Below are 15,000 nucleotides of genomic sequence, written 5' to 3' on the forward strand. Positions count from 1 at the left end.
TCAAAGGTGAAGCAACTTGGGGGTCGCACATGAACGAGGCGGCCTGGAGTCTTCGGGCTTCCGAAACATGACGTTGATCGACTGAGCTCTTGTTGAACAGCACAAATTCAAGGCAGCCTCTGGCTGCCTTTTTTTATCGCCGACGTGCAAAGGACGCCTGCAGCCCTTACGATTTCGGACCGCAGCCTCAGCCGGCGAGCACACGCTGCGACGGGAAGGTGATCTCGACGAGCGTGCCCTCGTTCGGCGCCGAATTGATCGAGAAGATCGCCCGGTTGGCATCCACCATCGCTTTGGTTAGCGGCAGGCCGAGCCCGGTGCCGTCGCCGCGATGGCGCGATTGCGTCGATGAGACCTGCCGGAACGGCTTCATCGCCTGGTCGAGTTCGCTGCGTGTCATGCCGACGCCGGTATCGCGGACCCTCAACACGACGCTGCCATTCCCCTCATAAGAGGTAGAAACGACAATCTGTCCGCCCGATGGGGTGAAGCGGATGGCGTTCGACAGGATATTCAGGGCGATCTGCTTGATCGAGCGCAGATCCGCCACGACGTCGGGTACCGAATGCGACAGTGCCGTGCGGATGATGACGCGCTGGCCGTTCGCCTGCGGCTGCACCAGCGCCACGGCTTCCGAGACCGCCTCGTTGAGGCCGACGGCGGCAAAATCGAGATCCATCTCGCCCGCCTCGATCTTCGAAATGTCGAGCAGGTCGTTGACGATGTCGAGGACGTGCCGGCCGGAGCGGCCGATGTCGTTGGCATATTCGATATAGCGGGGATGGCCGATCGGCCCGAAGCGCTCACCCGCCATCATGTCGGAAAAGCCGATGATGGCGTTGAGCGGCGTGCGGATCTCGTGGCTGACGCGGGCGAGGAAATCGGTCTTGTGGGCGTTGGCGGTTTCGGCAGCACCCTTGGCGTTGCGCAATTCGTCCTCGGTGCGCTTCCATTGTGTGATGTCGCGGATGACGGCGCAATAGCCGTTGGAGGAGGTAAGCTGCCCCATCGTCATGAACAGCGGCACGAAGCCGCCGGCGGCCTCGCGGCCGATCACTTCGCGCCCGTCGTTCAGCACGCTCGCCACGCCATGGCCGGAGAGGCCGTTCAGATAGTCGAGCACCGCCTTCTGGCTCTCATGGGCAAACAGCATGACGAAGGGTTTGCCGCGCGTCTCCTGCTCGTCGTAATTGAAAAGCGCGCTCGCCGAGCGGTTCATCGAGCGGATGTCGCCTTCCGTGCCGATGACGACGACGCCATCGGTCGCCGTTTCCAGGATCGAGCGCAATTCTTCCACTTCGACCTGCAGCTTGGCGACTTTCTCGACCATCCGCTCGGGCCGCGCTTCGGACCGGCTGCTGTCGCTGCGGCTTTCGTCCTTGCCTTCCACGGGCATCAGCGCCAGCATCAGGGCATTGGCGTCTTCCCAGCGCACCGATTGCAGCCGCGCGGTCACCGGGACCAGCCGGTCGTCGGCCTTGACGAGCATCATGGTGCCGGAGCCCGCCGCCTTTTCCTCGAGATCGCGGCGCTGCAGCAGGGCCTCGATGCCGCCCACCTCGCGCAACTCATCGAGCGAAGCGTAGCCCGTCAGCCGCATGAATTCGGGATTGGCATGAAGGAGCGCATCGCCGACATGAATGAGCACGGCGACGGGCAATTGGTCGACCGTTCCGGCCGACAGCCCGTCCGTCATCTTCACGCGCGGCGGAATGAAGCTGGTGAGAACCTCGATCTGGCTGACCGTCTCCTCGAGCCCTTCCGTCGCCTCGTCTTCGGATATGGTGGCCGGCTCGTCGTCTTCGCGCTCGGCATCGGCCGCATTCTCGAAGATCGCTTCCTGCGGAGCAGCTTCCTCGGCGAAGGATACTTCGGCCTCCTCAACTGCCGGCGCTTCCTCGAAGCCGGCCGTTTCGGTGGCGGCGGGTTCCACCGCTTCCGGAACGGCTGGCTCATCCTTGCGCGCGCCGAAAGCCTCGAGACGCTTGGCGATCTCGCGGAAATTCGCCTGTTCGGCGGCCGTCAATGCAGCGCCGGTGCTGTGAAGCTGAACGACCTTATCCGTGAAACGGCGATTCGGTGTATCGGAAATGCGCAGCGCCGGCGGCTCTTCCATGGGGGCGGTCGGCTCGGTGGCGGCTTCGGCATTGCCCTCCGGTTCCTCTGTGACGCTTTCAAAGGCGGCCTCTTCGGCGGCAATCCCTTCCGGTGCCGTCTCCTGGCGCTCCGGCTCGGCTGCCGCAACTGTGTCTTCCGTCACTGTGGCTTCGACCGGAATCTCTTCGGGCGCGGCTTCCTCTTCGGAAACGGGCTCGGGCACCGGGCCGAGGCTTGCCGCATCATGGCCGACCCCGTCCGGGCCGAGCGTCAGCCCAAGCGCCAGCGGATCTTCCTGCGCATCGGAAAGCCGAACGACGCCGAAACCGCGGAAACCGTCGAAGTCGCGGTTGCGGGTATAGGTCGGCAGTGCGGCGAGATCGACAGGAACGACAAGGCTGGTGCCTTCGACCGGCCAGAAGATCGTCTTGCCCGACCATGTGTCGCGGCGGGCGAGCGCCTCGGAGAGCTTGCCGTCCGGATCGAGGTTGAAGAGGGCGGCGATATCGCTGAAAGCCGAGCCGATGATGTCGGAGGCATGTGGGCCGACGGCTTCGGCGAATTCGTGGCTGACCTCGTTGAACCGGCCCTCGGCATCGATCTTCCAGACGAAGCGCGTGGCGCGGCTGTTCGGCCTGAAGACGAAGCCGGGTTCGGCCGCAAGCTTTGGGGCAGCGGGCATGTCGGAAATTTCAGGGGTCGCGACGGGTTCTTCGAAAACTGTTCCCAGTGCGTCGTCGATCTGCGTGTCGCTGGCTTCGGCGGGCGGCTCCACCGTCTCGGCCGTTTCCGCGGTCGCGGTCGCGTCGTCCTCGATGATCGCGGCAGGCTCGTAGGCTTCATCCGCGTGGCTGTCGGTCACGCCGCTGCCGCCTTCCGGTTCCTCGTGCGCGGCAGGTTGAAACTCCCCGACGGTCTCGTCTTGAGATTCAACAGCCGTCTCGGCCGGCGGCTCGGTTTCGCCGGCGATCTCTTCCAGCGTCTCGTCGACCTCTTCGATCCCCGAGACGGCATCGATGATGTCGGTGAACTCAGTCGCAGCGGCGGCTTCGTCCTGAAGCGCTTCGGCCGGCGCCGGATTTTCTTCCCACGCAGGCATATCGGCGGCCTGCGGCACGTGCGTATCGATGGCTTCCTGCGCGGGCGGATCGATGGGGTCGAGATGGCCGAGCACGGTCTCCACGGCAAAGAGCAGATTGAGTGCCGGTTCGTCGCTGAGCTTGCCGACCGCGGCCGGGAGATAGCCCCTGCCGGTGGCGACCGGGCGCTTCACCAGGCGGTCGGGATGGGCGCCGGCAAGGTTGATCAGGGTTTTTGCGGTCTCACCGGAGATGGCGAGCGAGGCAAAGCCCGGCGAGGCGGCGATGACCTCGCCATTGGCGCCGATGACGGCCATATGCGTATCGGGGTCATCAAGGCCCTGCAGCATCTGGGCGGCCGCAGCGCCTGACGTCAGCGGCCGTGCCGAGACCGGCACCGAAAACAGGATGGCCTTTTCGCCGGATGAAAGCCGGATCAACTCGGCCGCGGCCTGCACCTGCACGCGCTGGAAGCCTTTGGCGACGCGGATCATCAGGTTTCTGTAGTCGCCGATATCGGCAAGCTGGCGCGCGGCCGTTTCCAACTGGCGGAAGGTAATGTCGCCGCGGTCGGCGCCCTGGTCGAGCAGGTCATAGACCGCCGAATGGCCGAAGAGCTCCGCACCCGCGCCGTTCGCCCAGAGCAGCCGGGCGAGATCGGCCGAAAACAGCACCATCGCCTCGCCGCGTGAAAAGCGTTCCCGCACCCGTGCATGCACAGCGATGTCGATGAACGGGTATTGGACTGCGGGCATGATCGAACCTTGTCGCTGTCGGCCTCTTAAATTAACGGCTTATTAATAACTGCAGGCGGCATGCCGGTCCAGAACAGCGGGGTGCTTTCGGCCCATAGGGTTAACGACTTGTGCGTCGCACAAAAAATGTTGCAATGCACAATAAACTATCCTATATAGACGTCATTCGATGATCACAGGCAGGGAATGCCTTCAACCCAAAGGAATGCGACATGGCTACCATAAAGACCGATGACGTTTTTTCAATCGCTTCTTTCGACCCGTCCAAGCTCGCGGAATCCTTCCGTGAATTCGCTGAAAAGGGCGCCCAGCAGTCGAAGGACGCCTATGCCAAGCTGAAGACCGCTGGCGAGGAAGCCGGCAAGACGCTCGAAGCCACCGTCCAGACGGCACAGGCAGGCAGCGTCGAACTCGGCCTGAAAGCGATCGACGTTCTGCGCGTCAATGCCGAGAGCTCGCTCTCGCACCTGGAAGCGCTGCTCGGCGTCAAGTCCCCGGCTGAATTCTTCGAGCTGCAGACCACTTTCCTGCGCAAGCAGGCCGAACTCGCCGTTGAACAGGCGAAGTCGATTCAGGAAACCACCAAGCAGGTTGCCGAAAAGCTGGCAAAGCCCTCCAAGGACGCCGCCGAAAAGGCCATGGCTTCCTTCAAGAAGGCCTGATCGGTTTTACCATTCAGCGACAAAGGGCTGGACCTCGTGTCCAGCCTTTTTGTATATTGACGAGGAATGGGGCTTGAATTCATCGTCAAGTCCTCGTATGTGACCCCCGTCGCGCCAAGCGTGACATATGCGGTTGTAGCTCAGTTGGTTAGAGCGCAGGTTTGTGGCACCTGAGGTCGGAGGTTCGAGACCCCCCAACCGTACCATTTCTCCCCATGTCAGCAATGAACCAGGTTCCGCCCATTTCGATGGAACCCATGCCGTGCAGGCCCGTTTTCTCTGTTAACGGGAGAATACGCATGTCGAAAACGCTTCTCTACGGCGCGACCAAAATCGACGAGACGAACAGCGCCTATTCGCCGGCAGAAAGCCTCGCAGCCTTCCAGTGGAAGAACCGCGTCTTCATCCTTTTCGCCGACCGGGAGAATGCCCGCGCCGCCCGCCAGGAAAATCAGCTGCTTGCCGATCGAAGCGCGCTCGACGAGCGGGATATGGTGGTGTTGAAGGTGTCGGGCGATAGCGTGCGGCCGCTCTTCGGCGCGGCTGAAGGTTTGAACGGGCAAGCGATCCGCCGTGATCTGGAGGCGCCCGAACCGGGTGAGTTCGCTGCCTTCCTTGTCGGCAAGGACGGCACGGTCAAGCTCAAGGTCAGCGAGCCGATTACCACGGGCGAACTCTTCGCCATCGTCGACAGCATGCCGATGCGTGCTGCCGAAGCGCTGAAGCCGGACAAATAATCCCGACCGAACCTCGTTTGCGACGAATATCATGAAAGGAAGGGCAGTCATGTCCCTGCCGAACGAACCCATTCCCGATCAGCCGCCGATGCCGGCGCCCGGCTGGAAGCCGGTGCCTCCGATCAAGGAGCCGGAGCCGGATCGGTTGCCCGACGAGGCGCCGGTTCCCAATCCCGACGAGAACGACGAGCCGGCAAAACACACTTTCGAGACTTAAAAAAAGATATGCCGTTCGGCGCTGACGAGTTCCTGGAGGAAGTCGGCAACGCTTCGGACGCGCAGCAGGTCGCGCGCCGTTTCGTGATACGTCGTCCAGTAGGCGCGCCGGATCGAAACCTCCGGCAGGATGCGCTGCAGTTCGGGATATTGCCGGGCGATATAATCGTGCAGGATGCCGATGCCGGCGCCTGATCGTACCGCCTCCGTCTGGCCGATCGACGTCGAGATCTCGAAGCTTGCGTCCCAGCTGCGCATCACTTCGCCGGAGAAATTGAGCGACGCGGTGAAGATGAGGTCTTCGACATAACCGATGCGCGGATGCGCCTTCAGCGCCTCGATATCGCCGGGCGTGCCCTGCAAGGCGAGATAGTCGCGTGAGGCATAGAGACCGAGTGTATAGTCGGTGAGCTTGGACGAGACGAGCCGGCCCTGTTCGGGCCGCTCCAGCGTGATGGCGATATCGGCCTCGCGCTGCGACAGCGAAAACGAGCGCGGTACCGGTACGAGCTGGATCTTCAGCTCGGGATGGCGCTCGATCAACCTGCCCATGCGCGGCGCCAGAAACGAAACGCCGAAGCCATCCGGCGCCCCGACGCGCACGGTCCCGGCAATGGCCGTATCGGTGTGGCCGAGGCTGGCCTGCACCGCCAACATTTCCGTTTCCATCCGCTCCGCGGATGCCAGGAACACTTCGCCTTCGGCCGTCAGCTCGCAGCCATTCGTGCGGCGGATGAAAAGCCGCGTCTTCAGCGCCTCTTCCAGCGACGTCAGCCGGCGCGAGAGCGTGGCATGATTGAGCCCCAGCCGCTTCGAGGCGGCAAGGATCTGCCCGGTGCGGGCGACGGCAAGGAAAATACGAACATCGTCCCAGTTCATGGCTTGGCACACATTGCGATCGGATCGACCTCGATAAGCGCCAGCGATGTCACCATGCCCGCCGTCTGGTTCTTGTACTTAAGGAAATGCGGCGCCTGCAGATGGGCCTCGTATGCCTTCTGGTCGGCATAGACCTCAAGAATACGAATGCGGTTTGGATGGTCCCTGATGGAAACGGCGCTGAGGGAAAGAACACCCTCTTCCAAGGCGACGGATGCCTCGATTTCTTCGGTGAGCAAAGCGCGATAGGTTTCGAGCATGTCCGGATCGATCTCCAGCTCCGCCATTCTGACAATGGGTTTCCGGCTCATGGGTTTGACCTCTCTCGTTGGATTTGACTTGTCCACGTGCCGTTCCAAGTTTGGAAACAGCAGGCCTGATGCAATGACAGGACTATAATTTGCGCACAACAGTTACTTATATCAGCGCATTGATTTGTGCAAATTGAAGTGCGATTGTAGGCCATCCCAAAAACAGGAGGAGCATACCATGCGCGAGATCGGTCATTTCATCGGCGGCAAGCATGTTGCCGGCACCAGCGGCCGCGTGAGCAACGTCTACAATCCGGCGACCGGCGAAGTACAGGCGACGGTGGCGCTCGCAAGCGTCGAGGAATTGCGCGCCGCAGTCGAAAACGCCAAGGCCGCGCAGCCGAAATGGGCTGCCACCAATCCGCAGCGCCGCGCCCGTGTCTTCTTCAAGTTCGTCGAACTCCTGAACACGCACATGGACGAGCTTGCCGAACTGATTTCCAAGGAACATGGCAAGACGATCGAAGACGCCAAGGGCGACGTCATCCGCGGCCTCGAAGTCTGCGAATTCGTCTGCGGCATTCCGCATCTCGCCAAGGGTGAATTCACCGAGGGCGCGGGTCCTGCGATCGACATGTATTCGATCCGCCAGCCGGTCGGCATCGGCGCGGGCATCACGCCCTTCAACTTCCCCGGCATGATCCCGATGTGGATGTTTGCGCCGGCGATCGCCTGCGGCAACGCCTTCATCCTGAAGCCGTCCGAGCGTGATCCCTCCCTGCCGATCCGCCTCGGCGAACTGATGATCGAAGCCGGTCTTCCTGTCGGCATCCTCAACGTCGTCAACGGCGACAAGGGTGCGGTCGACGCGATCCTCACCGATCCGGATATCGGCGCCGTTTCCTTCGTCGGCTCCACGCCGATCGCCCGCTACGTCTACGGCACGGCGGCGATGAACGGCAAGCGCGCCCAGTGCTTCGGCGGCGCCAAGAACCACATGATCATCATGCCCGATGCCGATATGGACCAGGCCGTCAACGCGCTGATGGGCGCAGGCTACGGTTCGGCCGGTGAGCGCTGCATGGCGATCTCGGTTGCCGTTCCGGTCGGCGAAGAAACCGCCAACCGTCTCGTCGAGAAGCTGACGCCGAAGATCGAATCGCTGCGCATCGGCCCCTACACCGACGACAAGGCCGATATGGGTCCGCTCGTCACCAAGGAAGCCTATACCCGCGTTCGCGGCTTGATCGACCGTGGCGTCGAGGAAGGCGCCAAGCTGGTCGTCGACGGCCGCGATTTCAAGCTCCAGGGCTATGAAGACGGCTATTTCGTCGGCGGCTGCCTGTTCGACCATGTCACGCCCGAGATGGATATCTACAAGACCGAGATTTTCGGACCTGTCCTCTCCGTCGTTCGCGCCCAGAACTACGAGGAAGCGCTGTCGCTGCCGATGAAGCACGAATACGGCAACGGCGTTGCGATCTATACCCGCGACGGCGACGCCGCCCGCGACTTCGCCTCGCGCATCAATATCGGCATGATCGGCATCAATGTTCCGATCCCGGTTCCGCTCGCCTATCACTCCTTCGGCGGCTGGAAGGCATCGAGCTTCGGCGACCTCAACCAGCATGGCACGGACTCGATCAAGTTCTGGACGAAGACCAAGACCGTCACCGCCCGCTGGCCTTCCGGCATCAAGAGCGGCGCCGAATTCGTCATGCCGACGATGAAGTAATCCGCACGACGGACCGATCTGCAATTCGGGGGCCTTTCGGCCCCCGTTTTATTTGGCGCTAGCAGACCACTTTGGATTACAACTAGAAGATCGTGGAACGGGATTGACGCAGCGGCAAATGGCCTCATAAGCTGAATGCGAATTTCATATTTTGGAATTGTTCAAAACTAGCAAACCGCCTATATAGGTCTGAACAGGCACGAGTCAGGAGATCGGCATGCGGTTGACGAAGCAGACCAACTATGCGGTTCGCATGTTGATGTATTGTGCTGCCAATGAAGGGCAGTTGAGCCGGATTCCTGAGATCGCCAAGGCTTATGGCGTTTCCGAACTCTTTCTTTTCAAGATCCTTCAGCCGCTGAACAAGGCGGGTCTGGTCGAAACCGTGCGCGGCCGTAACGGCGGCGTGCGTTTGGGCAAGCCCGCGGCTGAAATCACCCTCTTCGATGTCGTGCGGGTGACGGAAGACAGTTTCGCCATGGCTGAATGCTTCGAAGACGACGGCATGGTCGAATGCCCGCTGGTCGACAGCTGTGGCCTGAACTCGGCGCTGCGCAAGGCGCTGAACGCTTTCTTCGGCGTGCTTTCGGAATATACCATCGACGATCTCGTCAAGGCGCGTCCGCAGATCAATTTCCTTCTCGGGCTCACCGGCGAGCAGGAATACCGCAAGCCCGCGGTTGTCGCCCCCGCCGCCTGATCAAAACAGCAGCACGAACCTTGTGAAACCGCGATTGCCCAGGCGATCGCGGTTTTTGCTTTTGCTCAACCTCCCCGGGCGGGGGAATGACGGCGGCATGTCGTTGTGGGAGGTGTAATTATACCAAATGCGACAAAAATCCGGCTATTTTTGTGCGAATATTTCCAAATAAGACTGATTTTTGGCCGAAAATTTCTAAAATTGTCCAACTGGAAAAATTTTCTCCGTAGCCCGTTGCTTTCAGTAGATAAATGTCGTTCCATCGACCGTCGATCGGGATGCCTATCTGCGGTCTCCAGACATCAAAAAAGAACAACCGGGAAACAATACTATGAAAAAGATCTCTGTCATGCTGGCAGCGACGGCCCTGATTTCGGTCATGGCAACGTCGGCCTGGTCCAAGACCCTTGTCTATTGCTCCGAGGGCTCGCCGGAAGGCTTCGACCCGAGCCTCTATACGGCAGGCACGACCTTCGACGCGTCGTCGCGCACGGTCTACAGCCGCCTCGTCGAATTCAAGCATGGCGGCACCGAGATCGAACCCGGTCTGGCCGACAGCTGGAGCGTTTCGGACGACGGCAAGGAATACACCTTCAAGCTTCATCCCGGCGTCAAGTTCCAGACCACCGACTTCTTCACCCCGACGCGCGATTTCAACGCCGACGACGTGGTATTCTCCTTCGAGCGCCAGCTGAAGTCCGACAATCCGTGGAACAAGTATGTCGAGGGCGGCTCTTACGAATACGCCGCCGGCATGGGCTTTCCGGAACTGATCAAGTCGGTCGAGAAGGTCGATGACCTCACCGTCAAGTTCACGCTCAACCATCCGGAAGCGCCGTTCCTTGCCGACCTCGCCATGGACTTCGCCTCGATCGTTTCCAAGGAATATGCCGACAAGCTCGCCGCTGACGGCAAGATGGCGCAGCTGAACCAGCAGCCGCTCGGCACCGGCCCCTTCACCTTCGTCGCCTACCAGCCGGATGCCGTCATCCGCTACAAGGCGAACGAAAGCTATTTCAAGGGCAAGGAAAAGATCGACGATCTGGTTTTCGCCATCACCTCTGACGCCGCCGTCCGCGCCCAGAAGCTGAAGGCCGGCGAATGCCACCTGATCCCGTATCCGAATGCTGCCGACGTTCCCGAACTGAAGAAGGACGGGAACCTGGTCGTTCAGGAGCAGGCCGGCCTCAACGTCAGCTACCTCGCCTACAACACGCAGATGGCTCCCTTCGACAAGCCGGAGGTTCGCCGTGCGCTCAACATGGCGATCAACAAGCAGGCGATCGTCGACGCGGTCTTCCAGGGTGCGGCTACCGTTGCCAAGAACCCCATCCCGCCGACCATGTGGTCTTATAATGACGCCGTTCAGGACGAAAAGTACGATCCGGACGCCGCCAAGAAGGCTCTTGCCGATGCCGGCGTCAAGGATCTCAGCATGAAGGTCTGGGCGATGCCGGTATCGCGCCCCTACATGCTGAACGCGCGCCGCGCCGCCGAACTGATGCAGGCCGACTTTGCCAAGGTGGGCGTCAAGGTCGAGATCGTCACGCATGAATGGGCCGAGTACCTGAAGCTCTCCTCCGACGTGAAGCGCGACGGCGCCGTCATCCTCGGCTGGACCGGCGACAACGGCGATCCTGACAACTTCATGGATACGCTGCTCGGCTGCGATGCCGTCGGCGGCAACAACCGCGCCCAGTGGTGCAACAAGGAATACGACGACCTGATGACCAAGGCCAAGCTCACCGCCGATGTCGGCGAGCGCACCAAGGCCTATGAGCAGGCTCAGCTGATCTTCAAGAAGGAAGCGCCCTGGGCGACCCTCGACCACTCACTCGTCTTCGTTCCGATGAGCAAGAAGGTCTCGGGCTTCCATATGGACCCGCTCGGCATTCACCGTTTCGACGGCGTCGACGTATCCGAATAACAAGAATAATGTAAGAATGCCCGGCAGAGCTGGGCGCAACCGGCGGTCAGGCACCCCCTGACCGCCGGAAACTATTGGACATCTGCCATGTTGCGTTTTTTCATCGGCCGCCTCGCGGTGCTGATACCGACATTCCTCGGCGTTTCCCTCATTGCCTTCTCGTTCATCCGCCTGCTTCCCGGCGATCCCGTCATGCTCCTGTCGGGTGAACGTGTCATGGCGCCGGAGCGGCACGCCCAGATCATGCACGATCTCGGTTTCGACCGGCCCATGTACGTGCAGTATTTCGATTATCTCGGAAAAGTGCTGCAAGGCGATCTCGGCACCTCGATCGTCACCAAGCGGCCCGTTCTCGGCGAATTCCTGACGCTGTTTCCAGCAACGCTGGAGCTTTCTTTCTGCGCCATCATTCTCGCTGTCTGTCTTGGCGTGCCCGCCGGCGTCTTTGCGGCCGTCAAGCGAGGCACGTGGTTCGATCAAAGCGTGATGGGTGTCGCTCTCGTCGGTTATTCCATGCCGATTTTCTGGTGGGGGCTTCTGCTCATCATCTTCTTCTCCGGCTATCTCGGCTGGACGCCGGTTTCGGGCCGCATCTCGCTGATGTATTTCTTCAAGCCGGTTACCGGCTTCATGCTCATCGACAGCCTGCTGTCTGGCCAGAAGGGAGCGTTCGCCTCGGCCGTCAGCTATCTCATTCTGCCGACCATCGTGCTGGCGACCATTCCGCTCGCCGTCATCGCGCGCCAGACCCGGTCGGCCATGCTCGAGGTTTTGGGCGAGGACTATGTCCGCACGGCCCGCTCGAAAGGCCTGAAACCGTTGCGGGTCGTCGGCGTGCACGCGTTGCGCAACGCAATGATCCCGGTCATCACCACGATCGGCCTGCAGATCGGTGTTCTCCTTGCCGGCGCCATCCTCACCGAGACGATCTTCTCCTGGCCGGGCATCGGCAAATGGATGGTGGATTCAGTGTTCAAGCGCGACTACGCCGTGGTCCAGGGAGGCCTTCTCCTGATCGCCGGCGTCATCATGTTGGTCAACCTGATTGTTGATGTCCTCTACGGCTTCATCAATCCGCGCATTCGTCACTAGGAGCGGCCTATGAGCACGGTCACCGTCAAAACCGGCCAGCCATCCGCTCTTGCGGAGTTCTGGCATTATTTCTCGCGCAACAAGGGCGCCGTCATCGGCCTCGTTGTTTTCGTCATCATTCTCGTCGTCGCGGTCTTCGCGCCGGTCTTTGCGCCGCATGCGCCGAACGAGCAGAACCGTGCGGTGCTGCTCGCGGTGCCGGCCTGGATGGAAGGCGGCAGCGCTTCCTTCCCGCTCGGAACGGATGCGGTCGGCCGCGATATCCTCTCGCGCCTGATCTATGGTGCACGGTTCTCGCTCTTCATCGGCGTCGTCGTCGTCACGCTTTCGGTCATATCAGGCGTGCTGATCGGCCTCGTCGCGGGCTATTTCCGCGGCAAGATCGATACCGCGATCATGCGCCTGATGGATATCATCCTGGCCTTCCCGTCGCTGCTGCTCGCTCTCGTGCTGGTGGCGGTGCTTGGTCCCGGCCTTACCAACGCGATGATCGCGATCTCTCTCGTCAACCAGCCGCATTTCGTGCGCTTGACGCGCGCCTCGGTCATAACAGAGCGTGAGAAGGAATATGTGATTGCCTCGCGGGTCGCAGGTGCGGGCACTTTCCGCCTGATGTTCAAGACGATCCTGCCGAACTGTCTGGGGCCGCTGATCGTCCAGGCGACGCTCGCCTTCTCGGCGGCGATCCTCGATGCCGCCGCCCTTGGCTTCCTCGGCATGGGCGCCCAGCCGCCGACACCCGAATGGGGCACGATGCTCGCCGAATCCCGCGAATTCATCTCGCGCGCCTGGTGGGTCGTGACATTTCCGGGTCTCGCCATCCTGATCACCGTTCTTGCCATCAATCTGATGGGCGACGGCCTGCGCGATGCGCTTGACCCCAAGCTGAAGAGGTCGTGATGCCACTTCTCGAAATCGAAAATCTGACCGTCGAATTCCAGACGTCTTCCGGTCTGTTCCGCGCCGTCGACGGCGTATCGCTCACCTGCGACAAGGGGGAAATCCTCTCGGTCGTCGGTGAATCCGGCTCGGGCAAATCCGTTGCCATGCTGGCACTGATGGGGCTCCTGCCGTGGACGGCGAGGATCACCGCCGACCGCATGCAGTTCGACGGCCAGGACCTGCGCGGCATCTCCGCCCGCCAGCGCCGCAAGATCGTCGGCAAGGACATGGCGATGATCTTCCAGGAGCCGATGTCGAGCCTCAACCCGTGCTTCACGGTCGGCTTCCAGCTCGGCGAGACGCTGCGCGTCCATATGGGCCTCAACCGGAAGGAACGAAGGGAGCGCTCGATCGAGCTCCTGAACCTCGTCGGCATTCCCGCACCCGAAGACCGCCTGTCGAACTTCCCGCACCAGATGTCGGGCGGCATGAGCCAGCGCGTCATGATCGCCATGGCGCTCGCCTGCAATCCGAAGCTTCTGATTGCCGACGAGCCGACGACGGCGCTTGACGTGACTATCCAGGCGCAGATCCTCGATCTGCTGGTCCGCCTGCAGAAAGAGCAGGGCATGGCGCTGGTGCTGATCACTCATGACATGGGTGTCGTCGCCGAAACCGCCGAGCGCGTGCAGGTTCAATATGCCGGCCAGAAGGTCGAGGAGCAGCCGGTGAAGGCGCTGTTCCGCGATCCGCATCACCCCTATACGGCGGCATTGCTTGCCGCGCTGCCGGAACGCGCCCAGGTCGGCCAGCGTCTTCCCTCGATCGCCGGCGTCGTTCCCGGCCAGCATGGCCGCCCGACGGGCTGTCTTTTCGCGCCGCGCTGCGGCTACGCCACGGTCGAATGCGATCGCGGCGTTGTCCGTCAGGGGCCGGAGCTTGGCCGGGCGCTCTGCAACTATCCCTTGAAGGACGGCAAGCCGCTCGGGCATCCCGGTGTCATCGCCGTTCAAACTGCAGGAGACCTGGTATGACGGGCGCTGTTCTCGAGGGCAGGGATCTCGCCCGTTTCTACACCGTCAATCGCGGCCTGTTCAAAGCCGACGCGACCGTCAAGGCGCTGAACGGCGTCAGCTTCAGCCTTCATTCCGGCAAGACGCTCGCCGTCGTCGGCGAATCCGGCTGCGGCAAGTCGACGCTCGCCCGCCTGGTCACGATGATCGAGGACCCGACGGCCGGCGAATTGCTGATCGACGGCAAGCCTGCCCGTGTCGGCGACCGCAGCCTGCGCAGCCAGGTGCAGATCGTCTTCCAGAATCCCTACGGCTCGCTCAATCCGCGCCAGAAGGTCGGCGCCATCCTCGAGGAGCCGCTGAAGATCAACACCGATCTCGATGCCAGCGCCCGCCGCCGCAAGGTGGAGGAGATGATGGCCCGCGTCGGCCTGCGTCCGGAACATCACGGCCGCTATCCCCACATGTTCTCCGGCGGCCAGCGCCAGCGTATCGCCATCGCCCGCGCCCTGATGCTGCGGCCGAAGGTGCTGGTGCTCGACGAACCGGTTTCGGCGCTCGACCTGTCGATCCAGGCCCAGGTCCTGAACCTGCTGATGGACCTGCAGAAGGAGATGGGGCTGGCCTATCTCTTCATCTCGCACGGCCTCTCGGTCGTCCATCACATCGCCGACGAGGTGATGGTGATGTATCTCGGCCGCCCGATCGAAACCGGTCCTGCCGCCGAAGTCTTCGCCCGGCCGCGCCACCCCTATACCGCAGCCTTGCTCTCGGCCACGCCGATCGCCGATCCCGAACGCGCGAAGAACCGTATCCGCCTGCAGGGCGAGCTGCCTTCGCCGCTGAAGCCGCCATCCGGCTGTCACTTCAATCCGCGCTGCTGGAAGGCGCAAGACTATTGCCGCCAGGTTTCTCCCGAACTCAGTGGAGAGGGCGCACAACAATATGCCTGTCACTTCCCGCTCGACTGAGCGG

The 15,000-nt window shown here is 61.8% G+C and carries 13 protein-coding genes and 1 tRNA gene; 11 read left to right on the top strand and 3 right to left on the bottom strand.

Features of this window, described 5'->3' with window-relative positions; translation table 11 throughout:
- Positions 1-187: 187 nt before the first annotated feature.
- Positions 188-3,931 carry a PAS domain-containing sensor histidine kinase gene (locus tag ATY78_RS01035; RefSeq protein ID WP_088680490.1) on the bottom strand — a complete coding sequence of 1,248 codons (3,744 nt, stop codon included), beginning with the start codon at positions 3,929-3,931 and terminating at the stop codon, positions 188-190.
- Positions 3,932-4,143: 212 nt separating this feature from the next.
- Here ATY78_RS01035 and ATY78_RS01040 point away from each other — a divergent pair, with 212 nt between their 5' ends.
- From ATY78_RS01040 to ATY78_RS28395, 4 genes are all read left to right on the top strand, one after another.
- Complete coding sequence (locus ATY78_RS01040; protein ID WP_088680491.1) at positions 4,144-4,593, top strand: phasin; 450 nt, start codon at positions 4,144-4,146, stop codon at positions 4,591-4,593.
- Between the two features lie 129 nt (positions 4,594-4,722).
- A tRNA-His gene (locus tag ATY78_RS01045) sits at positions 4,723-4,799 on the top strand.
- Between the two features lie 93 nt (positions 4,800-4,892).
- Complete coding sequence (locus ATY78_RS01050) at positions 4,893-5,330, top strand: DUF4174 domain-containing protein (RefSeq protein ID WP_088680492.1); 438 nt, start codon at positions 4,893-4,895, stop codon at positions 5,328-5,330.
- Positions 5,331-5,379: 49 nt separating this feature from the next.
- Complete coding sequence (locus ATY78_RS28395; protein WP_088680493.1) at positions 5,380-5,547, top strand: hypothetical protein; 168 nt, start codon at positions 5,380-5,382, stop codon at positions 5,545-5,547.
- On the opposite strand, the gene ATY78_RS01060 is transcribed toward ATY78_RS28395, so the two are convergent.
- Together ATY78_RS01060 and ATY78_RS01065 are read right to left on the bottom strand one after the other, a co-directional pair.
- Entirely contained in the window at positions 5,544-6,425 is an 882-nt protein-coding gene (locus tag ATY78_RS01060; protein WP_088680494.1) for a LysR family transcriptional regulator, read from the bottom strand. The genes ATY78_RS28395 and ATY78_RS01060 overlap by 4 nt on opposite strands.
- Positions 6,422-6,736 (bottom strand): putative quinol monooxygenase, encoded by a 315-nt coding sequence (locus ATY78_RS01065; protein ID WP_088680495.1) that lies wholly within the window; start codon positions 6,734-6,736, stop codon positions 6,422-6,424. Before ATY78_RS01065 ends, ATY78_RS01060 begins: the two co-directional genes overlap by 4 nt.
- 178 nt (positions 6,737-6,914) lie before the next feature.
- Here ATY78_RS01065 and ATY78_RS01070 point away from each other — a divergent pair, with 178 nt between their 5' ends.
- The 7 genes from ATY78_RS01070 (at position 6,915) to ATY78_RS01100 (ending at position 14,996) form a co-directional block, all read left to right on the top strand.
- Positions 6,915-8,411, top strand: a complete 1,497-nt coding sequence (locus tag ATY78_RS01070) for a CoA-acylating methylmalonate-semialdehyde dehydrogenase (protein ID WP_088680496.1) — start codon at positions 6,915-6,917, stop codon at positions 8,409-8,411.
- Between the two features lie 217 nt (positions 8,412-8,628).
- Positions 8,629-9,111, top strand: a complete 483-nt coding sequence (gene rirA, locus ATY78_RS01075; protein ID WP_088680497.1) for an iron-responsive transcriptional regulator RirA — start codon at positions 8,629-8,631, stop codon at positions 9,109-9,111.
- Between the two features lie 331 nt (positions 9,112-9,442).
- Positions 9,443-11,038 carry an ABC transporter substrate-binding protein gene (locus ATY78_RS01080; protein ID WP_088680498.1) on the top strand — a complete coding sequence of 532 codons (1,596 nt, stop codon included), beginning with the start codon at positions 9,443-9,445 and terminating at the stop codon, positions 11,036-11,038.
- An 87-nt stretch (positions 11,039-11,125) separates the two neighbouring features.
- A complete protein-coding gene (locus ATY78_RS01085) occupies positions 11,126-12,130 on the top strand; it encodes an ABC transporter permease subunit (protein ID WP_064693890.1) in 1,005 nt (334 codons plus the stop codon).
- Between the two features lie 9 nt (positions 12,131-12,139).
- Positions 12,140-13,030, top strand: coding sequence for an ABC transporter permease subunit (locus tag ATY78_RS01090; RefSeq protein WP_088680499.1), 891 nt, complete (start codon positions 12,140-12,142; stop codon positions 13,028-13,030).
- Complete coding sequence (locus ATY78_RS01095) at positions 13,030-14,046, top strand: ABC transporter ATP-binding protein (protein WP_088680500.1); 1,017 nt, start codon at positions 13,030-13,032, stop codon at positions 14,044-14,046. The genes ATY78_RS01090 and ATY78_RS01095 overlap by 1 nt, the downstream gene beginning before the upstream one ends.
- Positions 14,043-14,996 (top strand): peptide ABC transporter ATP-binding protein, encoded by a 954-nt coding sequence (locus ATY78_RS01100; protein ID WP_088680501.1) that lies wholly within the window; start codon positions 14,043-14,045, stop codon positions 14,994-14,996. Before ATY78_RS01095 ends, ATY78_RS01100 begins: the two co-directional genes overlap by 4 nt.
- The last annotated feature ends 4 nt before the right edge of the window (positions 14,997-15,000 follow it).

The sequence above is a fragment of the Rhizobium sp. R635 genome, assembly GCF_002211285.1.
GTDB lineage: Bacteria > Pseudomonadota > Alphaproteobacteria > Rhizobiales > Rhizobiaceae > Rhizobium.